Origin of the sequence: Kitasatospora sp. NPDC085895, assembly GCF_040702125.1 — a bacterium.
Taxonomy (GTDB): Bacteria; Actinomycetota; Actinomycetes; order Streptomycetales; family Streptomycetaceae; genus Kitasatospora; species Kitasatospora arboriphila.
The window spans coordinates 1-20,688 of the sequence record NZ_JBFBJY010000106.1 but is presented as its reverse complement, the minus strand read 5'-3'; the positions used below and the strand labels follow the sequence as shown (position 1 = coordinate 20,688).

Here is a 20,688-nt window from a genome sequence, read left to right as displayed (position 1 = left end):
CCGACGGCTCCACCGTCCGCATGGAGGTCTACCTTTTCGCCGAGTTCGCCCCCGACGGTCGCTTCCGCCGCATCGAGGAGACCACCCTCATGCTCGAAGGCGCCGACACCGACCGGAACCTCGGCAGCGCCCGCTGAGCACCGCGCCCCACTGAAGCCGCGAGGCCCCCGTCCCGGCGCACCGGTGCGCCGCCGTCCCAGCGCATCGTTCCGATACGAAAGGAAGTGGTCGTCGTGCTCGACGTGCTCATCGCCGGGGCAGGCCCCGTGGGGCTCTGGCTCGCCGCAGAGTCGCGCCTGCACGGGGTGGAGGTGACCGTCGTGGAACGCCGGACGGCACCGGACGGACGCTCCCGCGCGGTCGGCATGCAGGCCGGCCCGCTGGACACCTTCGCCACCCGCGGCCTCGCGGAGCGCTTCATCGAACGCGGCACCCCGGTACCGACCGGCCACTTCGGCGCAGCGGCCACCGGCTGGATTTCTCCACGGTCGGGGCGGTTCACCCCTTCATGCTGGCGCTCGGCCAGTCCGTCAACGAACAGCTCCTGGAGGAGCACGCGGTCGCCTCGGGCGCCCGCGTGCTCCGGGGGGAGGAGGTCGTCTCGCTCACCCAGGGACCGGACGCCGTCGAGGTGGTGACCCGGGCTGGCACCACCCACCGGACCGTGCAGGCCCGCCGGGTGGTCGGCTGCGACGGCACCCGCAGCGCGGTGCGCCCGGCGGCCGGCATCGGCTTCCCCGGTCAGGACACCACCCTCACCGGGTGGCTCGCCGACGTCGAACTCGACGAACCGCCCGCCGGACCGCTCGCCGCCACCGGGCCGGCCGGCTCGTTACTGGCGGCCCCGATCGGCGACGGCGTCCACCGGCTGGCGGGCCTCTCCACGGCCACGATGCACCGCGGCACCGGCGAACCGTTGCCCCTGGAAGAGGTGCGCGAGCAGACCCGCACGCTGCTGGGACGGGACCTCGGCATGCGCAACCCCCGGTGGCTGTCGCGCTACGGCAACGCCACCCGCCAGGCCACCCGGTACCGGGCCGGACGGGTGCTGGTGGCCGGGGACGCGGCCCACGTGTTCTTCCCCGCCGGTGGACAGGGCATGAACCTCGGCATCCAGGACGCCACCGACCTGGGCTGGAAGCTGGCCGCCACCCTCCAGGATCGGGCGCCCGACGGACTGCTCGACAGCTACGACACCGAACGCCGGCTGGCCGCCCGCGCCGTCATCGACAACACCCGCGCCCAGCTCGCCCTGTTCGCGGCGGCGAACCCGGAACAGATCGCCCTGCGCGAGGTATGGTCCGCCGCCCTCGCCGAACCACGCACCAACCACCGGCGGGCCCGCCGGACCGCCGGCTTCGACGACCCGCTCCCCGCCACCCCGCGCGGCCCGCACCCCCTGAACGGCACCCGCCTCCGGCCTCACCCTGACCACCCCGGCAGGCACGACCACCGCCCACCCGCTGATGCACCACGGCCGACCCCTGCTGCTGGACCTCGACGGGATACGGACACCCCACCCCGCCGACCGCCTGGAGCACCGCACGCTGACCGTCGACACCGAAACGGCCCAACCGATCTGGCGGGACGTCACCACCGTGCTGATCCGCCCGGACGCGCGGGTCGCCTGGGGCCAGCATCGACCCCGACCCACAGCGCCGCGGACCGCCTCGCCACCCTGCGCACCCTCTGCCGCTGAACGCCACCCGGTGAGCCCATCCGCCGGCCCCACTCGGCGACGCTCTCTCATGGATCAGGCCAGATCAGCGCGCGGCGCCCCCAGCCTCCAGGCAGGGGTCCCGCTCCTGCGTGCGCGGTCGACCAGTGCATGACCTTCCATGCCGCCCTGGTGGTTCTGGTAAAGCTGGCCGGCGCGGCCGTGCAAGATCTTCCGGGCCAGGCGCAGTGGGTTCGACTGGCGCCACACCTACGTAGGTCGGGGCGGAGGCGAGAACGAGGAGGGAACAAGTTCAGCGGCCGAGCCACGCCCAAACCGCGCCGCCGAAGAAGATCACGCTTGCGGCAAAGTAGCTGACGTGAGCTCGGCGCTGCTTCCTGCTGGACACCCGTGCATTCCCGGGCCGTTCGGACGGATGGACGACCGACGCATGGGTTCCAAGATCCATTCCACTCCTCGGCCCCCTCGCCACGGCCGTGAACCCGACGGCCCGTCCCTGCCAGTCGGTGAACTCGATGACGAGCGTCAGAAATCAGAAAGGCGTCGCCGGTGAGCATCTCATGGTCCCACCACCCCCTCGGCGTGCACGCCGTACCGACGCAGGCGCGCCTGCACCCGTGCCTCGCGCATGCCGCCCCCCCCAGGCACAGCAGGCTCGCCAACACGGCCAGCACGAGGCCGATCACTTCATTCGTCGTCATCCGTTCCCTGGCCTTCCCTGGTGCCTGGCCTCACCGCCCTGGGCTACCACCGGTCGAAGCGGGTGGTCAATTACGACCCCGAGCAACCGTGCGGCGCGCTTCCGGTGCCCGCCCCGGCGGCGTACTCCGGCTCCACCTCGGCGTACGCCGCCGACCAGCGTTCGGCCGGCGGCTAGTCCGCGACACCGGCCCTGGTGCACCTAGCCGTAGCCCCGCCGGAACATCCGGGGCTGTTCGACGGCCCACGCCCCCCGGCCGCGGACCTGCGTTTCACCGGGTGCACCCCGGACTCCGATCGCCCGGCTTCCGTCAGCTCGGAGAACCGAATCTTCAACAAACTGTTGCCGGAGGGTCGGGCGGTGGACACGGACGGCCGACCGGCCCTTCGTACGGTCCACACCGTGATCAACTCCCGTACCCGCATAGGCGCCACCCTGGTCCTCAGCAGTGCACTGGCCCTCGGCACGCCGGCGCTCGCCGGCGCCGTCCCGACCACGGTCGGCGCCCGGGCCGCGGCCGCGGACCAGGCCGCCCACCGCATCCCGTTCACCGCCGCGAGCGCCGCGCAGCAGGCAGACGGCAGCTTCACCCTCTCCTGGACGGCACCGGGCGTCCGCGGTGTCACGGTCTACGCCGGCACCGACCCCGGCTCTGTCCGGCACCGCCGCCCGGTAGCCCGCGCAGTCGGCAGCGCCACCGTCACGGTCACCGGCCTGCCCGCCGCCGATCGCTGGTACTTCGAACTCGTCCCTGACCGCGGCGAGGCGCTGGTCGTCGCCGACCGCTCGCTGCACCTCGCCTCGGCCCCCAACTTCCGCGACGCCGGCGGCTACCGCACCGCCGACGGCCGTTGGGTGCGGATGGGTGTCGTCTACCGCTCCGGCGACCTCAGCCGCTTCACCGACCAGGACCTGGCCAAGCTCCGCCGGCTCGGCATTCGCACCGTCTTCGACCTGCGCACCCCGGCCGAGCAGACGTCCGGCCCGGACCGTCTCCCGGCCGGCGCCACCGCAGTGAACGCCAACGTGCTGGGCGCCGCCGACACCGGCGCCTTCAACGTGACCACCCCGGAGGCGGCCGTCCGCGCGATGACCGACGCCGAGCGCGTCATGGTGTCCGCCGACAGCGCCAAGACCGCTTACCGCACGGTCTTTGACGCCCTGGTGGAACGCGACGACGAATCGGTGCTCTACCACTGCACCGCAGGCAAGGACCGCACCGGCTGGGCGTCCGCCGTCCTGCTCACCGCTCTGGGCGTGCCGCGCGAGACCATCGAGGCCGACTACCTCGCCAGCAACACCTACCGCGCCGCCGAGAACGCCGCCGTACTGGCCTCCCTGCCCCCCGCGTACCAGGCCGTCTACAAGCCGCTGCTGGACGTCAGGCCGCAGTACCTCGCCGCCGGCTTCGACGAGGTGCAGCACAAGTACGGCACCTTCGACGCCTACTTGCGCCAGGGCCTCGGCCTCGACAAGCAGGACCTGCGCGACCTGCGCAGCCAATTGCTGACGGACTGACCCCGCGCCGCCCCGGCCGCCCACGGGCACACAAACCCGGCGCCGGCCGGGCGGTACATCCCGCGCCTATTACGAGCCGCTACGACCGCTCCTGGCATCCGCGCCCTCCTCCACCTCGTCGACAACGCCTTGGGGCTGATCGCGGGTCATGGCGGAACGGTGCGGGACGTCGAGGACGGTGGCTCGTTTGTCGAGCTCGCCCTTGCTCTGCTCCGGCAGGTCCCCGGCTGTCACCTTGCCGCCAGCGGTGACGCGCTTCTTCGGCGCCGCCCGCTTGCCCGGCTTCGCCGTAGTGAAGACGGGCTTCGTACCGGCTTTCGCCTTCGACCCGCGGTGCGAAGCCGAGACTGTCGCGGTCCGGCTGCGCCGCCCGCCGGCCGCCTCCGCGTCAAGGCAGGACGACAGTGCAGTGGCGAGCTGAGGGATTCCATGTCACGACGGTCAGCACGGGCACGGCCGGACCGGCAGACGTACGACTGTTTCCTGCGGGACGCCCCCCACCGATCAAGAAACCCTGCCCCGTGTGGTCGGCACGGCACGGGAGATCCCTGCCTCCGCTGTGCAGCACCTGCTCCGCGGGCCGGTCCCCATGAAAGGCGGCGAGCAGTCCGCAGCGAAGATCACCTGTTTCGATGTCAGGAAGTCAGCAAAAGGTCAGCATCGATCCGCCCGCATCTTGCGCACGCGTCCGAACACGAGATTCGGCGCGACTGCGGGCAGCGTCTTCCTGAGGTCGGGAGCAGGCCGGATCACCCTTCTGCTCCCGGCAGAAGAGGCACCTCGAAGGGGCCGACCGACGGCACCTTCCGCCTGTGCTTGATGCGGCGTTTTCGCAGGTCAGCGCTCACGCCCTCGCGGCTTCAGGGGAATCGACGGCAACTCCGGGGCCCGCAGGCGGGCACCGTCGTAGCCGTGCACCTCGCCGAAGCGCTCGCCCGCCTGCCACTGGTCTCGGGCCTCGGCGATCTCCTCGGCGGTGCGCCCGACGAAGTTCCACCACATGACGAGCTGCTCCTCGAAGGGTTCGCCGCCGAGCAGCAGCAGCGCCGCGTCGGTGCGGGCGAGCAGCGGCAGTTCGCGGCGCCCGCAGCCGAGGTAGAGGATCGAGCCCGGTTCGACGCGGGCGCCGTCCACGTCGACGCTGCCGGTCATCGACAGCACCGCGTACTCGAATCCCGGCTCCAGCGGCAGCCGGTGGGCCGCGCCCTCACGGAGGGCGAGGTCGGCACCGACCAGGGCGCTGTAGGTGGTGCCCGGCGAGGTGGCCCCGTCCAGCGTGCCGAGGAGGAGCCGCGCGCGCAGCCCGCCCGCGGTGACCTCCGGCAGCTCGGCGTGGTGCTCGAAGGCGGGTTCGGTGTGGCGGTGGGCGTCGGGCAGGGCGACCCAGAGCTGGGCGCCGTGCAGCAGCCGGGCGTGCTCGCGCGGCGATTCCTCGGAGTGCGCGATGGCCCGGCCCGAGGTCATCAGGCCGAGTTCGTACGGCCGGACGGTCTGCAGGCTGCCGAGGCTGTCGCGGTGCAGCACCTCGCCCTCGTGCAGCCAGCTCACCGTCTGGAGTCCCATGTGCGGGTGCGGGGGCACCTGCATGCCGGGCTCGTCGGCGATGTCGTCCGGACCGTAGTGGTCGACGAAGCACCAGGCACCGACCATCCGCCGCCCCAGGGTGGGCAGCAGCCGGCGCACCACGGTCGACTCGCCGAGCGGCACCTGACGGCCGGCCACCAGCTGCTTCACCGGACCGTCGGAGGCCTCGCCGCCGCAGCGGGAGGCGGCGGGTCGGACGTCGAGGTTGCTCATGCCGCGAGTATCCCCCCGCACCCGGCCGCGGCCCGGCAGGCGCGGGACGGGCGAGCCGCGGGCGGCACGGGTGGACCGTGGAGGGCCCGCCTCAGGCCCGGCGGGCGAGGGCCTGGCCGAGGAAGGCGGTGGCGTCGGGGAGGACCCGGCGCCAGAAGCCGTCGGTGTGGGCGCCGCGCGGGAAGTGCGTCTCGGCGGCCCGGTCGGCGAGCTTGCGGGCGGCCGGGCAGAACGGGTCCTCGGTGCCGCACCAGACGGCGAGCCTGCGGGTGAGCGGCCGGTCGAGGTGGCGCAGCGGCTCGTGCGCCTCCCAGTCGGCCCGGTCCTGGTACGCGTCGACGGGCCGGGCGTCCCCCCAGGAGGTGAACAGGGCGGGGCTGAGCAGGGCCGCGGCGGCGAGTCCGCCGTTGCGGGCGCGGGCGTACTGGAGGGCGCCGGAGCCGCCCATGGAGATGCCGAGCACGCCGGTGGGGGCAGCCAGGCCGCGGGCGGCGAGCCAGCCGGGGACTTCGTCCAGCAGCATGGCCATCGGGTCGTCCCCGGGGGTGCGGCGGTGCCAGTAGGTGGCCTCGCCGCCGTCCACGGCGACCAGGTGGAAGGGCGGCACGCCCTCGGCGGTGGCGGCGGCCAGGAACTGCGGCAGTCCGAGGTCGACGAGGGCCGCCGCGGAGCCGCCGCGGCCGTGCAGGGCGAGGCAGACCGGCAGGTCGGCTCCGGGCGTACTGCCGGGCGGGGAGACGACGGTCAGCTCGATGCGGCGGCCGCGGGCCTTGGAGGCGAGCTGGTCGGTGCGGACGGGGCCGGGCTCGACGGCCGGGACGGTGCCGTCCGGGCCGGTCATGCCGATGGCCCTGCGCAGCCGGGCACCGCCGGGCAGCACGTCCTCGATCATGGCGCCGCCGACCGCCGCGGTGCCGACGCCGGCGACCAGCAGCGCCCGCAGGAACCCGCGCCGGCCGGTGCCGGTCTCCGGCTGCTCCGCGGCCGGCGGACCCTCCGGTCCGCCGGCCGGCGCCTTGCCCCCGGGCACCGCGCGCCGCACCCCACGGGACTGCTCCGGGATCCTCCCGACCTCCGCGGTCGTTCCGGCCGTCCGTTCCTCGCCGCTCGCTCCCAAGGCCCCTCCCCCGATCGATCTTGGGCCCCTACTCTACGGGCCGTCAGGTCCGGCCTCCCCGACCGCCCTTCCGGCAAGCCCCGACCGCCCTCCGGCCCGTGCGCGGCCCGGACGGCCGCGCCCGCCTCAGTGGCGGCAGGCCCAGTGGGCGCCGGCGGTCGCCGCGTCGGCCTGGGCGCGCAGGGCCCGGACGGCCTCGGCCGGGTCCGCGGCGTTGTAGACGGCGGAGCCGGCGACGAAGACGTCGGCCCCGGCCTCGGCGCAGCGCTCGATGGTGGAGGGGGCGACGCCGCCGTCGACCTGCAGCCACAGGTCGAGGCCGTGCTTGGAGATCAGCTCCCGGGTGCGGCGGATCTTGGGCAGCATGATGTCCAGGAAGGCCTGGCCGCCGAAGCCCGGCTCCACGGTCATGATGAGGATCATGTCGAGCTCGGGCAGCAGGTCCTCGTACGGCTCGATGGGGGTGGCGGGGCGCAGGGCCATCGAGGCGCGGGCGCCCTTGGCGCGGATCTCGCGGGCGAGCCGGACGGGCGCGGCGGCGGCCTCGACGTGGAAGGTGACCGAGCCGGCGCCGGCCTCGACGTACTGCGGGGCCCAGCGGTCGGGCTGCTCGATCATCAGGTGGCAGTCGAGCGGGGTGTCGGTGGCCTTGGCGAGGGACTCGACGATCGGCACGCCCAGCGTCAGGTTGGGGACGAAGTGGTTGTCCATCACGTCCACGTGCAGCCAGTCCGCACCGCGGACGGCCTCGGCCTCGTCCGCCAGGCGGGCGAAGTCGGCGGAGAGGATGCTGGGGTTGATCTGCGCCATGTCCGGGTACCTTCACAGCTCGGTGCGGGCGTTTCGTCTGCGGCCGCCTCCTCCCATCATCGCGTGAAGCGGTGGCCGGAGGTGAACGCCGGGGCTCCGGGGTGACCCGCATCACAGACCCGATCACCGCAGGTCCGCTCAGGGGGGCGACGGCAGCACCGTGTGCGCCCCGGCCCGCACCAGGAGCCGCACGGCTCCGGAGAGGCTGTCAGTCCGTGGCCGAACACGTCCATCCCGCCCGTGCCCTGTGGTGGCTCTTCGAGCCGGTGCACGCCCTCACCTACTTCGCGCCGGAGGGCCGGGCCGCCTACGAGGCGGTCGGCCTGCGCGGTTACTGGCGCGGCTACTTCGGCGGCCGGGCGGCCCCGCTCGGCCCGGTGGACGCGGCCCCGGTGGCCGCCGCCTTCTTCAACTTCGCGCCGTCGATGGTCGAGCGGGCCCTGCCGGACATCTGGCGGCGGGCGTCGCCGGAGGCGGCGCTGCAGGCGCGGCTCGCAGGGGCGCGGGGCACCCTGGGGCGCGTGCTGGAGGCGGTGAAGCCGGACCTGGTCGACCGCTCGGCGGACCTGCTGGAGCGCGCGGTCGACGGACTGGACTGCGGCGGCCGGGTGCTGGCCGCCGCCAACGCGGCGCTGCCCCGCCCCGAGGACCGGCTCGGCCGGCTCTGGCAGGCGACGACGGTGCTGCGCGAGCACCGCGGCGACGGCCATGTCGCCGCCCTGGTCTCCGAGGGTCTGGACGGCTGCGAGGCGCTGGTGCTGCGCTGCGCGCTGGACACCCGCCGCGAGGTGCTGCAGCCGCACCGCGGCTGGACGGACGGGCAGTGGGACGCCGCCACGGCGCGTCTGGCCGAACGGGGTTGGCTGCACGGCGACGGCACGATCAGCACGGAGGGCCGCGCCCGGCACCGCGCGCTGGAGGCGGCCACCGACCTGGCGGCCGCCCGGGTCTGGGACGGCTTCCACCGCTCCGAGCTGGACGAGCTGGCGGCCGCGCTGCGCCCGATCGCCACGGTGTGCCGGGCCGAGCTGCCGCAGGCCAACCCGATCGGTCTGCCGGCGGCGGGCTGAGCCGGATCCGCGGCACTGGTGGAGCCCGGGGTGCCCGGGGTGCCCGGGGTACCCGGGTCAGAGCTCGGCGGGCGCCGTCCGGGCGGCGCGGGCGCTCCACCGGCCGTCGTGCCGGGCGATGCTGATGGGGTGTCCGAAGCAGGCGCTGATCAGCTCGGTGGTGACGACCTCCTCGACCGGCCCGGCCGTCACGCAGCGGCCCTCGCGCAGCAGCAGGGCGTGGGTGGTGGTCTCGGGCAGTTCCTCCAGGTGGTGGGTGACCAGCACGGTGGCGAGGCCGGGGTGGCGTCCGCGCAGCAGGTCGAGGCTGCCGAGGAGGAGTTCGCGGGCGGTGAGGTCGAGTCCGGTGGCGGGCTCGTCGAGCAGCAGCAGCCGGGGCTGCGGCATCAGGGCCCGGGCGATCAGGGCGCGGCCGCGCTCGCCCTGGGAGAGGGTCGTCCAGGGGTCGTCGGCGCGGTGCGCCATGCCCATGGTGTCCAGCAGGTGTTCGGCGTGCGCGGACTGTTCGGCGGTGGGCCGCCACCGGGGTTCGGGTTCGATGCTGTTGGTGAGCCCGGTCAGCACGACGGTGCGGACGGGCAGCGGGGAGCGCAGCGGGTGGCGCGGGTTGACGTGGCCCAGGTGGGTGCGCAGGGCCCGGATGTCGACCCGGCCGAGCCGCCGGCCGAGGACGTGGACCTCGCCGTGGGTGGGGTGGGAGACCGCACCGAGCAGGGCGAGCAGGGTGGACTTGCCGGCGCCGTTGGCGCCGAGCAGCGCCCAGTGCTGGCCGGCCTCGACGGTGAGGGATACGTCCCGCAGCAGGTAGCGGCCGTCGCGCACCACGTCCACGGCGTCGGCGCGCAGCAGCGGCGCGTCGGGCAGCGGTTCGGCACTGGTCACGGCGGCCTCCCGGGCGGGGTCGCGGCCGTACGGATCGGTTCCGGCCGGCCTCGGGCATCCGGATGATCTCAGACTTCGGCGGCCGGTGCGTTCGTGCGCCGTCCGTCGGACGGCCGCCCGCCCGCACCCGTGGGCGCACCGCCCGGAAGGGAGCACGCCCTTCGGGCCGCGACCGGGATGCGGGCGGCCGGGATGCGGGCGGCCGGGATGCGGGCGGCGGCCGAGCGGTCTCAGCCCTTCATCAGGGCGTTGAGCTCGCCGTAGTCCAGGGCGTCGGCGAGACCGGTGTAGGTGCCGGTGGCGGCCAGTTCGGCGGCGACCTTGCGGACGACCGCGTAGGCGGCCTCGGCGACCGAGGAGCCGAGGCTCACCCGGGCGACGCCGAGGCCGGACAGCTCCGCCACGGACGGGGCGCCGGGGCCGGCGAGGATGTTGACGGGGGCGTCGATGCCCGCGGTCAGGGCGGCGACGACCGCGGGGTCGGTGACGCCGGGGACGAAGATGCCGGTGGCGCCGGCCTCCAGGTAGGCGGCGGCGCGCTCGGTCGTCTCCTTGAGCCGGGTCTCCCCGGTCCCGACGGCGCGGAGGTAGGTGTCCACGCGGGCGTTGATGTAGAGGGGGATGCCGGCGTCGTCGGCGGCCCGGCGGGCCGCGGCGATCCGTTCGGCCTGCTCCTCGGTCGGCCGCAGGCCGGGGCCGCCGTCCGTGCGGGCGTCCTCGATGTTGATGCCGACGGCGCCGGCCGCGAGGACCTCGGTGACGGTGGCGGCGACGTCGGCCGGGGTGGCGCCGAAGCCGCTCTCGATGTCGGCGGTCACCGGGACGGACACGGCGTCCACGACCCGGCCGATCAGGGCGATCGCCCGGTCGCGGTCGAGGTGGTTGCCGTCCGCGGCGCCGAGTCCCCAGGCGACGCCGGCGCTGGTGGTGGCGACGGCCTTGGCGCCGGCCGCCTCGACCAGGCGGGCGCTGGCGGCGTCCCAGGCGTTGGCCAGGGCCAGCGGCGCGGCGGAGTCGTGGAGCGAACGGAACAGCTGGGCCTTCTGGTGCTGTGCAGTCATGTCCCGTATTGGACCAAGGCGGTGGGGTGGGCCGCTCGCGGTTTCGCGACACGGCCGTCGATCGGGGGGTGCCGGACCTGCTCGGCCGGACGGGTTCCGGCCCACCCGGCCCGGCGCGGGGCTCCGGCCTACTCGGCCCGGCGCGGGGTGGGCGGCCCGAGGACGACGCCGCGGCCGGCGTAGAAGCGTTCCAGGTCGGGCCAGGGCACCCGGGCGTGCTGCTGCGACTCGCCGGGGAAGCCGGAGGGGTTGTGGATCAGCAGGGCGTCGTCGTCCGCGCCGACGGCGAGCACCAGGTGGCCGCCGGTCCGGGGCGGGGCCGCTTCCAGGGCGCGGATCGACGGGTGGACGGAGATCATCGGCAGTCGGCCCGCGTCGAGGTGGCCGCGGAGTTCCGCGGCCGGCAGCGGGGCGCGGGCGTCCGCGAACAGGCCCCAGCGCCCGCGGACGTAGGCCGCGAAGGGGGCGTGGACGAGCCCGTCGAGCCGCCCGTCGGGGTGCCGGACGTAGGCGCCGGCCTCGCGGCTCTCCTCGGCGAGCCGCACGATCGGCGGGGCGACGCCCCACCAGTGGTCGAGCGCCATCCGCAGGCAGGCCATGCCGCAGGCGCGCCACGACCAGTACGCGTACTCGTCCGGGTCCGGCGCGCCCGACTCCTCCCAGCGCGGGTCGTCCTCGGCGAGGACGGTGCCGGCCAGGATGTCGGGGACGAGCTCGGGGGATTCCCACTGCGCGTAGTAGGGAACCGGGTGGCTGATCGGCTGCACAATGATCATTCTGACGCACGGCGGGACGGCTCGCCTCGCCGGTGGGGCCCGGACGCGCACGCCGCCCGGCACGTCCGGGCCGTGCGTCTGCGCCCCACCGGCCCGCGGCTCAGACGATGCCGGCGCCCCGCAGCAGCCAGCGGTTGGTGCGGCCGACCAGCCCGGCGCGGTCGAGCACGCCGACCACCTTGGCGGCCATCTCGGTCTTGGCGGCCCGCCAGTTCGGGTTGCGCTTCGCGGCCCGGCGGCCCTCCTTGGGGTCGATGCCGACGGCGGCGTACACCCTCGGGTTGATCAGGTGGGTGGTGGCGACGTGGATCACGATGCCCATCAGCAGCTGCTCGACCCGGCGGCGGACGGGCCCGAGGTCCTGGCGGACGAGCTCCTCGCGGGCGTAGGTGATGTGCCGGGACTCCTCGATGACGTGGATCCGGGCGACCTGGCGGGAGAGCGGCTGGAGCGACTCGTCGGCCATCATCTCGCGCTGGAAGGCGTCCAGGATCTCCTCGACGTACATCGTCCCGCCGAAGGTCTGGCTGTGCGTGGAGATCGCCTTGAACACCCGCCCGAGCTCGTGGGCGAGCCGGCCCGGGCCGTAGGCGGGCGCGCCCATCCACGCGATCATGCGGGCGAACATCACCGAGTGCCGGCACTCGTCGGCGATCTCGGTCAGCGCGTACTGGACGTGCGCGGTGGTCGGGTCCCGGTCGAAGGCGTGCCGCAGCAGCATCTGCATGAGGATCTCCTCGAACCAGATGCCGACGCTGGCGACGGCGGCCACCTCGTGCTTGCTGAGCTCGATCCGCTGCTCCTCGCTGAGGCGCTCCCACAGGTCGGTGCCGTAGAGGGAGATCCGCTGCGGTGCGATGTAGTAGGCGCCGGGCACGGGCAGGCTGTCCCAGTCGACGTCTTTCAGCGGATCGAAGGACAGCTTCGCGGAGGAGGCGAGCAGGCGCTCGGCGGTGCGCCGGCGCTGCACGTCGCGCTCCTCCAGGACGGCTGCGGTGGCCTTGCGCGCGGTGGTCGCCATGGGGGTCCGCTCCTCGGTCGCTCGGGTGGGGTCTGCCAGGACCGTAGACCGTATTAGATTGACCGTCAATAACTCGCGCAGCAGGGACCGCTCCGGCACCCGCGGGCCGGCGAGATCCGAAGGAGACGGCCTAGAGGTCGATGCCGAGGACGTAGACGGTGTCGGACGCCCGGTCGAGCCAGAAGGACGCGTGGGCCGGGGCCTGCGGGGCCAGTTCGGCGTCGAGCGAGGGGCAGCCGATCCAGGACGCGCCCTCGGGCCCCTTCCCGGCGAGCTCCTTCTGCCAGTCGCCGGTGAGGTCCGGTGCCGCCAGCGGCGCGCACTCCCGACCCGCCGTCAGTTCGGCGATCCGGCCGGGCGGCAGCCGGAAGAAGCCGGCCAGCCCCGGGTCCGGCGAGGGCAGCAGGTCGCGCGGCCCGTCGGTGGACCGCCAGGTGCCGGAGACGGCCGGCCCGAGCCGGGGGAACACCTCGTCGAACCAGTCGGTCGAGGTGTACCGGTCCTCCGCGCGCGCCTCGTCCCGCTGGACGACCAGCGTGCACCCGCCCAGGACGACCGCCCAGAACGCGGCGAACACCCCGGTCACCACCCACACCGACCTCGGCACCGCGCGCCGCTGCGCCTCCATGGCGCCACCCCTCCCCCGCGTCCTGCCCGGACTCGGCCGCCCGGGCAGGACATCCGTTCTACCAGGCGTAGTCCTCCGGTGCGGCGCGGTGGCCCGGGAAGATCTCGTCGAGGCGCTCCAGCGCCTTGGCGTCCAGGGCCACGTCCAGCGCACGGTTGGCGGCGTGCAGCTGGTCCAGGGTGCGCGGGCCGACGATCGGCGCGGTGACGCCCTCGCGGGAGAGCAGCCAGGCCAGCGCCACGTCACCGGGCTCGTGGCCGAGTTCGGCGGCGAGGTCCTCGTACGCCGCGATCTGCCCGCGGTGCTTCTCCAGGGTCTCGGCGGACCGGCCGGAGGCCCGGCGGACCCCCTCGCGCTCCTTGCGGAGCACTCCGCCGAGCAGGCCGCCGTGCAGCGGCGACCACGGGATCAGGCCGAGACCGTAGTGCCGGGCGGCGGGCAGGACCTCCAGCTCGACGCTGCGCTCCAGCAGGTTGTAGAGCGACTGCTCGCTGCTCAGGCCGAGGAAGTTGCGGGCCCGGGCGGTCTCCTGGGCACGGGCGATGTGCCAGCCGGCGAAGTTGCTCGACCCCACGTAGATGATCTTGCCCTGGGCGGTCAGCACCTCCATCGCCTGCCAGATCTCCTCCCACGGAGCGGCCCGGTCGACGTGGTGCATCTGGTACAGGTCGATGTGGTCCGTCCGCAGCCGCTTGAGGCTGGCGTCCACGGCTCGGCGGATGTTGAGCGCGGAGAGCCGGCCCTCGTTGGGCCACTCCCCCATGTCTCCGTAGAGCTTGGTCGCGATCACCGTCCGCTCGCGGCGCCCGCCGCCCTGGGCGAACCAGTTGCCGATGATCTCCTCGGTGCGGCCCTTGTTCTCGCCCCAGCCGTAGACGTTGGCGGTGTCGAAGAAGTTGATGCCCAGCTCGTGGGCGGTGTCCATGATCCGGTGGGCGTCGGCCTCCTCGGTGTGCGGACCGAAGTTCATGGTGCCGAGGCAGAGCCGGGAGACGGTGAGGCCGGTGCGGCCGAGGTGGGTGAACTCCATGATTCCCACCCTCGGCCACACCGGCGGCCGCTGTCCAGGTTTTCGTTCAGGCGGTGGATCAATTCCGCCCGCCCGGACGGCCCCGCACGGACCGCCCGCCCGCGGCCGCCGGGTGCGGCCGCCGGGCGCGAGGCCTCAGGCGGTGCGCCGCAGGAGCGCGAGGTACATCGCGTCGGTGCCGTGCAGGTGCGGCCAGAGCTGGACGTCGGGGCCCTCGCCGAGCCCGGGCAGGCCGGGCAGCAGCGGCCGGGCGTCGATCCACTCCACGCCGCTCTCGCCGCGCAGCACGTCGTCGACCACGGCACGGGTCTCGGCGAGGTGCGGCGAGCAGGTGGCGTAGCCGACCACGCCGCCGACCCGGGCGGCCCGGATCGCGCCGCGCAGCAGGTCCCGCTGGAGCGGGCCGAAGCCGGCGATGTCCTCGGGCCGGCGGCGCCAGCGGGCCTCCGGGCGGCGGCGCAGCGCGCCGAGGCCGGAGCAGGGCACGTCGACCAGGACGCGGTCGAAGCTGCCGGGCGCCCAGGCGGGCCGGGTGCCGTCGGCGGCGATCACGGTGTACGGGCCGGGGTTGCCGGCGAGCGCGCGGGCCACCAGCCGGGCGCGGTGCGGCTGCTTCTCGGAGGCCACCAGGGCGGCACCGCGCTCGGCGGCGATCGCGCCGAGCAGCGCGGCCTTGCCGCCGGGTCCGGCGCAGCCGTCCAGCCAGACCCTGTCCGGCCCGTCGAGCGGCGCCGCGGCGAGCGCGAGGGCGACCAGCTGGCTGCCCTCGTCCTGGACGCCGGCCCGGCCCTCGCGGACGGCGGTCACCCCGGCCGGGTCACCGCCCTCGGCGAGCCGCAGCGCGTACGGGGACCAGCGGCCGTCCACGCCCTCCGGCAGGGCCTCGCGGAGTTCGTCGACGGTGGCGCGGCCGGGGCGGGCGACGAGGGTGACCTCGGGCCGGTCGTTGTCGGCGCGCAGCAGGTCCTCGACGGCGGCGCGGCCGGAGGCGTCCGGCTGCCAGCGGCCGAGGGCGTCCCAGAGCGAGGAGACCACCCAGCGCGGGTGCGAGTGGACGACCGCGAGGTGGTCCTCGGCGTCCTCGTCGTACGGCGGGGCGACCTGCTCGATCCAGGCGTCGAGGTCCTGCGCGCTGATCCGGCGGAGCACCGCGTTGACGAACTTGGCCCGGCCGTCGCCGAGCACCACCCGGGCGAGTTCGACGGTGGCGGAGACCGCGGCGTGGCTGGGGATCCGGGTGGCGAGCAGCTGGTGGGCGCCGAGCGCGAGCACGTCGAGCACCGGCGGGTCGACCTCGCGCAGCGGCCGGTCGATGCAGGCGGCGATGATCGCGTCGTAGGTGCCCTGCTGGCGCAGGGTGCCGTAGACCAGTTCGGTGGCGAGGGCGGCGTCGCGGCGCTCCATGCCCTTCTGCTCGGCCTCGCGCAGCAGCGGCGGCAGGACGAGGTTGGCGTAGGCGTCGCGCTCGTCGACGGCGCGCAGGGCGCGGAAGGCGACGATCCGGGCCGGGTCCTTCTTGGGGCGGCGGTGCGGGCGGGGGGCGCGCTTGGCGCTGGGCGTGGTCACGTGGTGCCTCGAATGTGCTGCGGACGGAAGGTCTGGCGGGCGAAGAGGTGGGGCGGTCCGGAACGGGTCAGTCGCCGAGTCGCTCGCCGGACTCGATGCGGACCCCCCGGGCCCAGTCTGCCGCGCGCATCTGCTTCTTGCCCTGCGGCTGGACCTCGCCGAGCTCGATGTCGTGGCTGCCGGTGCCGACCCGGACGCTGTGCTTGGCCACGGCCATCTCGCCGGGGGCGAGTTCGGCGGAGCCGGGGAGCAGGGTGACCGGGCCGGCCAGCTTGAGGCGCTCGCCGCGGAAGACCGTCCAGGCGCCGGGGGCGGGGGCGCAGCCGCGGACGAGCCGGTCGACGCGCAGCGCCGGGTGGCTCCAGTCGATCCGGGCGTCCTCGACGTTGATCTTGGGGGCGACGGTGACGCCCTCGGCGGGCTGGGGCACGGCGTGCAGGGTGCCGTCCTCGATGCCGTCCATGGTGGCGGCGAGCAGCCGGGCGCCCGAGTGCGAGAGCCGGGTGAGCAGGTCGCCGCTGGTGTCGGCGGGCCGGATCTCCTCGGTGACGACGCCGTAGAGCGGGCCGGAGTCGAGGCCCTCCTCGATCTGGAAGGTCGAGGCGCCGGTGACCTCGTCGCCGGCCATCACCGCGTGCTGCACGGGGGCGGCGCCGCGCCAGGCGGGCAGCAGCGAGAAGTGCAGGTTGACCCAGCCGTGGCGGGGGATCTCCAGGGCGGCGGGGCGCAGCAGGGCGCCGTAGGCGACGACCGGGCAGCAGTCCGGGGCGAGTTCGGTGAGCCGGGCGAGGAAGTCCGGGTCGCTGGGCTTCGCCGGCCGCAGCACCTCGATGCCGGCCTCCTCGGCTCGCCGGGCGACCGGGCTGGCGACCGTGCGGCGGCCGCGGCCGGAGACCGCGTCGGGGCGGGTCACCACGGCGACCACCTCGTGCCGGTCGGAGGCCAGCAGGGCGTCCAGGGCGGGGACGGCGACCTCGGGGGTGCCGGCGAAGACGAGGCGCATGGGTGCCTTTCTCGGAGGGGGCGTGCTCCGGCCCGGCGGGCGCGCGGCCCGGCGGGTGGAGGAGGTGGTCAGCGGGCGGAGCCGAAGGTGGAGTGCGGCGATATCCGGACGGTCGGCGCCGGGCCGTCGCCCCAGTCGGCCTCGCGGATCGCCTTGAGCGCGGCCTTGCGGGTCTCGCGGTCGAGGCGGTCGATGAAGACGATGCCGTCGAGGTGGTCGGTCTCGTGCTGGATGCAGCGGGAGAGCAGCTCGGTGCCCTCGATCGTCACCGGGTCGCCGTACATGTTGAAACCCTTGGCGACGACGCCGTGGGCGCGCTTGGTGTCGAAGCGCAGGCCCGGCAGCGACAGGCAGCCCTCGGGGCCGTCCTGCTCCTCGTCGGTGAGCGACAGGTCGGGGTTGATCAGGTGGCCCACCACGCCGTTCACGTTGTAGGTGAACACCCGCAGGGAGATGCCCAGTTGGGGCGCGGCGAGGCCGGCGCCGGGGGCGTCGAGCATGGTGTCGGTGAGGTCCTTGACCAGGCGCCGCAGTTCCTTGTCGAAGGTGGTCACCGGCTTGGCCTTCGTCCGGAGCACCGGGTCGCCGAAGATCCTGATCGGCTGGATCGCCATGGCTGCGGGGGCTCCTCGGGACGTCGGCGGCAGGGAGGCGTACCTGCAGAGTCTATGCAATGGGCTCCGTGCGCCGGGCCGGGGTTCGGCGAGGTCGGCGCGGGTGGGCGTGCGCCGGGGCCGCCCGGCGGCCCGTCCGGGTCGTGCCCCACCGACCTTCTCGGACGGGCGCGTTACCCGGGCCAGGGGTCGGGCGTTGGTCAAGTGGAATTGACCGGGACGCACGGCGTCGCGGTCCACGCCGACCGTACGGAGAGGTGGCGCAGAGGCCATGGCCGAGCAGATCAACCACGATGCGCGGGCGCGGGCGAGCCTGCACCTGCTGGTGCGGGACATCGAGCGGGTGAGGCGCCAGGTGGACGCGCTGCGCACCCTGACCGCCCAGCTGGGCAACGTCTACCGGCCCCGGCGGCCCAGCACCTCGGCGGGCTTCGTGGTGTACGGGCGGGCGCCCGCCCCGACCGTCCGGCTGGCGCAGGAGCTGCGCGAGAGCGTGGAGACGCTGGTGGCGGCGGCGGTCGAGTTCGACCGGGCACTCGGCTTCTCCTGGGACTCGGTGGGCTCCGCGCTGGGCGTCACCAAGCAGGCGGTGCACCGCCGGTACGGCATGCGCCGGCCGGCCACCGAGCTGCTCGCGGCGGCCTCCGTCCCGGCGCCGCACGACGAGCGTGCACCCGAGCCGCTCCACGAGCGGGCCGAGGCCCCCGTGCCCGTGCCCGTGCCCGGCCCCCTCCCCCGGACGGTGCCGCAGGCCCGGCAGGGCAGCCTGACCGCCCAGCCGAACGCCCGCGCCGCCCGCTGAGGCCCGCCCGGGCACCGCGGACCCGCCGTAACCGCGGCCCGTCGCCCCCCCACCCGGGCGTGCGCAGGCCGCGGGGCGGGCCCGTCAGCCGCGGATCTCGTAGGCCCTGGCCCGGTCCGTGACGTCCTTCAGCAGCGGCTCCACCAGCTTCATCAGGTCGCCGTAGTCGGCGACCCGGCCGTCGGACCACTGCCCGAGGCCTGCGACCACGGCCCGCCCGACCCCGGAGAAGGCCTGCACCAGACCGCTGTCCGCCGCGAGCGTCGGCAGGCCGGATCCGGGCGGCGGCGCCTGCGCGCCGACCTGGTACGAGTCGTAGTTGAGCCCCAGCCGGGTGACCAGCTTCACGGTGTCGACCTGGTCCTTCATGGTGAAGACCGCCAGGTTGAACTGGTTGTTCCGGGCGTCCTTGTACAGCGCGACCTGGTGGCCGAGGCAGCCCTTGCTCTCGGCGATCATGGCCGCGAGGTCCGGGCCCACCGAGGTCGGCTCGGGGCAGGTGCCGAGGTCCTTGGACGCGACCCTGGTGTACACCGCGCCGGACGCGGTCTTCACCGTGGCGGGGAAGAGCTCGGCCAGCGGCGCCGGCGGGCGGCCGGAGAGCCGGGCGGCGGCCGACCCGGACGGCGCGGCGGACGCGGTGGCGGCCGTCGCGCCGGCGGTGACGGTGGCGGCCGACTGCTTCCCGTCGTCCTTCGGGCCCACCAGTTGGAAGGCGATCACGGTCAGCACCGCGGCGGCCGCGGCCAGCGCGGCGTTCCGCGGCCACACCCGCTTCGGCGGGGGCGGCGGTGCGCCGGGCCGCAGCAGACCCGGCACCGGGCCCTCCTTCACCGGCGCGGCGCGGACGAAGTCCTCGTCCAGCACCACGTCGAACGGGTCGTCGGACGGCCCCTCCGGGCCCGGCGCACTGTCGCTGATCGGCACGGGCCCACCCTAGTGATCACCACCCCGCCGCAGGTCACGGCGTGATCACCATTCACGGCGTCCGGGGCCCCGGGCCCGCCCCGCCTCACCCGGGCACCTCCAGCACACCCCGCCCGACACCCACCACCCACCGACACGAAACGACCCCGCCGACCGGCACCCCGACCGAGCCCGGAACCGCCCCGCCTCAGCCGATGTCCGGCGGGTCGACCCGGATCCGTACCTGCTCCCCCGTCCGCAGCGCCATCCGCGCGATCTGCGCGGCCTTGAGCGCCGTGGCCAGCGCCGCCCCGCGACCGGGCGCGACCCGGATCAGGGCGCGCTCCAGCTCCTCGCCGCGGCCGGCGGGCACCGGCACGGGCCCCAGGACGTCGGCGCCCTCGGGCAGCCGCAGCAGTCCGAGCAGGTCGGCGACGGCCTGCGGCGCGCCGGTCACCGAGGCCATCCGGGAGACCGGCGGGAAGTGCAGTTCGGCCCGTTCGTCGAGCTCGGTCGCGGCGTGCCCGGCCGGGTCCCACCGGACGAGGGCCTGCACGGGCCGGGCGGTCGGCTCGGCGACGACCACCACGGTGCCGCCCGCGCCGGCCGGCCGGACGAGGGCCGCGGCGGTCAGCCAGCGCCGCAGCGCCTCCTCGCCGGCCCGCAGGTCGGGCCGGTTGAGCAGGGCCCAGCCGTCGAGCAGCAGGGCGGCGGCGTAGCCGCCCTCGGCGAGGGGCTCGGCGCCGGGTGTGGCGATCACCAAGGAGGGCGTGCCGGGCACCGTGGCGAGCACCGCGTCCCGCCCGGAGGTGCGGACGGGCACCCGGGGGAAGACCTTGCCGAGTTCCTCCGCGGTGCGCCGGGCGCCGACGACCTGGGCGCGCATCCGGAAGGAGCCGCACTCGACGCAGTGCCAGTCCGTCTCGGGCGTTCCGCACCAGGCGCACTGCGGCGGGGTGTCGGCGCCGCCGGCCTCCAGCGGGCCGGCGCAGCGCCGGCAGCGGGCAGGGGTGCGGCAGCGGCCGCAGGCGAGCCGGGGGAGGTAGCCGCGCCGGGGCACCTGGATGAGGACGGGCCCGCGGGTCAGTGCGTCGCGGGCGGTCTCCCAGGCGACCGAGGGCAGCCGGGCGGCCTGGGCGGCGGCGTCCCGGGCCTGGTCGTGGTCGGTGACGGTGCGGATCCGCGGGGCGAGCGCCCGGACGGTCTCCCGGTCTGCGGTCAGCGGCCGGGCCCAGCCGGTGGCGACCAGCTGGGCCGCCTCGACGGTGGTGGAGAGGCCGCCGAGCAGCACGCCGGCGCCTTCGTCGGCGGCCCGCAGCAGGGCGACCTCGCGGACGTGCGGGTGGGGTGCGTTGGGGTCGCTGTGGCTGGAGTCGCCGTCGGACCAGACGGCGAGCAGCCCGAGGTCGCGGACGGGGGCGAAGACGGCGGCCCGGGTGCCGATCACGGCCCGGACGGAGCCCCGGTTGACGGCGAGCCAGTGCCGGTAGCGTTCCTCGGGTCCGGCGTCGGCGGCGAGCACGGTGTGCCGGCCGGGGCCGAGCAGGGCGGTGAGTGCGGCGTCGACCCGGGCGACGGCGCGGCCGTCCGGCAGGACGGCGAGGGCACCCCGCAGGTGGTGGCCGAGTTCGCGGGCCTGGTCCCGGGCGGCGCGCACGCCGTGCACGATCGCCTCCCGGACGGCCGGGTGGTCGCCGTCCAGGAGGGGG

At 75.2% G+C, this 20,688-nt stretch carries 19 protein-coding genes and 3 pseudogenes; 8 read left to right on the top strand and 14 right to left on the bottom strand.

Annotated elements, in window-relative coordinates; all coding sequences use genetic code 11:
* The 6 genes and pseudogenes from AB0442_RS37415 to AB0442_RS37390 all read left to right on the top strand — a co-directional run.
* A pseudogene (locus tag AB0442_RS37415) lies at positions 1–137 on the top strand (nuclear transport factor 2 family protein); the annotation flags it as partial.
* Positions 138–224: 87 nt separating this feature from the next.
* The gene (locus AB0442_RS37410) at positions 225–638 is read left to right on the top strand and encodes an FAD-dependent monooxygenase (RefSeq protein ID WP_366168007.1); all 414 of its coding nucleotides are present in this window, start codon (positions 225–227) and stop codon (positions 636–638) included.
* Positions 527–1,177 (top strand): annotated as a pseudogene (locus AB0442_RS37405) (FAD-dependent monooxygenase); the annotation flags it as partial. The gene AB0442_RS37410 and the pseudogene AB0442_RS37405, both read left to right, overlap by 112 nt.
* Positions 1,178–1,466: 289 nt before the next feature.
* Entirely contained in the window at positions 1,467–1,832 is a 366-nt protein-coding gene (locus AB0442_RS37400; protein ID WP_366168006.1) for a hypothetical protein, read from the top strand.
* Between the two features lie 567 nt (positions 1,833–2,399).
* Positions 2,400–2,555: a hypothetical protein gene (locus tag AB0442_RS37395; RefSeq protein WP_366168005.1), complete on the top strand. Its 156-nt coding sequence runs from the start codon at positions 2,400–2,402 to the stop codon at positions 2,553–2,555.
* A gap of 225 nt (positions 2,556–2,780) precedes the next feature.
* Positions 2,781–3,896 carry a tyrosine-protein phosphatase gene (locus AB0442_RS37390; protein WP_366168004.1) on the top strand — a complete coding sequence of 372 codons (1,116 nt, stop codon included), beginning with the start codon at positions 2,781–2,783 and terminating at the stop codon, positions 3,894–3,896.
* An 837-nt stretch (positions 3,897–4,733) separates the two neighbouring features.
* Here AB0442_RS37390 and AB0442_RS37385 read toward each other — a convergent pair.
* The 3 genes from AB0442_RS37385 to rpe all read right to left on the bottom strand — a co-directional run bounded on the left by AB0442_RS37385 (position 4,734) and on the right by rpe (position 7,620).
* A complete protein-coding gene (locus AB0442_RS37385; protein ID WP_366168003.1) occupies positions 4,734–5,693 on the bottom strand; it encodes a pirin family protein in 960 nt (319 codons plus the stop codon).
* A 91-nt stretch (positions 5,694–5,784) separates the two neighbouring features.
* On the bottom strand, positions 5,785–6,810 hold the full coding sequence (locus tag AB0442_RS37380; RefSeq protein ID WP_366168002.1) for an alpha/beta hydrolase-fold protein: 1,026 nt from the start codon (positions 6,808–6,810) through the stop codon (positions 5,785–5,787).
* A 126-nt stretch (positions 6,811–6,936) separates the two neighbouring features.
* The gene (gene rpe, locus AB0442_RS37375; protein ID WP_366168001.1) at positions 6,937–7,620 is read right to left on the bottom strand and encodes a ribulose-phosphate 3-epimerase; all 684 of its coding nucleotides are present in this window, start codon (positions 7,618–7,620) and stop codon (positions 6,937–6,939) included.
* A 215-nt stretch (positions 7,621–7,835) separates the two neighbouring features.
* On the opposite strand from rpe, the gene AB0442_RS37370 reads away from it, so the two are divergent.
* Positions 7,836–8,690 carry a hypothetical protein gene (locus AB0442_RS37370; protein ID WP_366168000.1) on the top strand — a complete coding sequence of 285 codons (855 nt, stop codon included), beginning with the start codon at positions 7,836–7,838 and terminating at the stop codon, positions 8,688–8,690.
* Positions 8,691–8,747: 57 nt separating this feature from the next.
* On the opposite strand, the gene AB0442_RS37365 is transcribed toward AB0442_RS37370, so the two are convergent.
* The 9 genes from AB0442_RS37365 to def form a co-directional block, all read right to left on the bottom strand.
* The gene (locus AB0442_RS37365) at positions 8,748–9,572 is read right to left on the bottom strand and encodes an ATP-binding cassette domain-containing protein (protein WP_366167999.1); all 825 of its coding nucleotides are present in this window, start codon (positions 9,570–9,572) and stop codon (positions 8,748–8,750) included.
* 230 nt (positions 9,573–9,802) lie between these two features.
* A complete protein-coding gene (locus AB0442_RS37360; protein ID WP_366167998.1) occupies positions 9,803–10,633 on the bottom strand; it encodes an isocitrate lyase/phosphoenolpyruvate mutase family protein in 831 nt (276 codons plus the stop codon).
* A gap of 128 nt (positions 10,634–10,761) precedes the next feature.
* Positions 10,762–11,409 carry a C39 family peptidase gene (locus AB0442_RS37355; protein ID WP_366167997.1) on the bottom strand — a complete coding sequence of 216 codons (648 nt, stop codon included), beginning with the start codon at positions 11,407–11,409 and terminating at the stop codon, positions 10,762–10,764.
* Positions 11,410–11,509: 100 nt separating this feature from the next.
* Complete coding sequence (locus tag AB0442_RS37350) at positions 11,510–12,430, bottom strand: diiron oxygenase (RefSeq protein ID WP_366167996.1); 921 nt, start codon at positions 12,428–12,430, stop codon at positions 11,510–11,512.
* A gap of 130 nt (positions 12,431–12,560) precedes the next feature.
* A complete protein-coding gene (locus tag AB0442_RS37345) occupies positions 12,561–13,058 on the bottom strand; it encodes a hypothetical protein (protein WP_366167995.1) in 498 nt (165 codons plus the stop codon).
* Between the two features lie 58 nt (positions 13,059–13,116).
* A complete protein-coding gene (locus tag AB0442_RS37340) occupies positions 13,117–14,088 on the bottom strand; it encodes an aldo/keto reductase (RefSeq protein WP_366167994.1) in 972 nt (323 codons plus the stop codon).
* Between the two features lie 135 nt (positions 14,089–14,223).
* The gene (locus AB0442_RS37335) at positions 14,224–15,654 is read right to left on the bottom strand and encodes a transcription antitermination factor NusB (RefSeq protein ID WP_359982320.1); all 1,431 of its coding nucleotides are present in this window, start codon (positions 15,652–15,654) and stop codon (positions 14,224–14,226) included.
* A gap of 67 nt (positions 15,655–15,721) precedes the next feature.
* The gene (gene fmt / locus AB0442_RS37330; RefSeq protein ID WP_366167993.1) at positions 15,722–16,657 is read right to left on the bottom strand and encodes a methionyl-tRNA formyltransferase; all 936 of its coding nucleotides are present in this window, start codon (positions 16,655–16,657) and stop codon (positions 15,722–15,724) included.
* Between the two features lie 68 nt (positions 16,658–16,725).
* A complete protein-coding gene (gene def, locus AB0442_RS37325; protein WP_366167992.1) occupies positions 16,726–17,271 on the bottom strand; it encodes a peptide deformylase in 546 nt (181 codons plus the stop codon).
* A gap of 271 nt (positions 17,272–17,542) precedes the next feature.
* On the opposite strand from def, the gene AB0442_RS37320 reads away from it, so the two are divergent.
* Positions 17,543–18,073 (top strand): hypothetical protein, encoded by a 531-nt coding sequence (locus AB0442_RS37320; RefSeq protein ID WP_363541719.1) that lies wholly within the window; start codon positions 17,543–17,545, stop codon positions 18,071–18,073.
* An 84-nt stretch (positions 18,074–18,157) separates the two neighbouring features.
* Here AB0442_RS37320 and AB0442_RS37315 read toward each other — a convergent pair whose 3' ends face one another.
* Entirely contained in the window at positions 18,158–19,000 is an 843-nt protein-coding gene (locus tag AB0442_RS37315; protein WP_366167991.1) for a hypothetical protein, read from the bottom strand.
* 187 nt (positions 19,001–19,187) lie between these two features.
* Positions 19,188–20,688 (bottom strand): annotated as a pseudogene (locus tag AB0442_RS37310) (primosome assembly protein PriA); the annotation flags it as partial.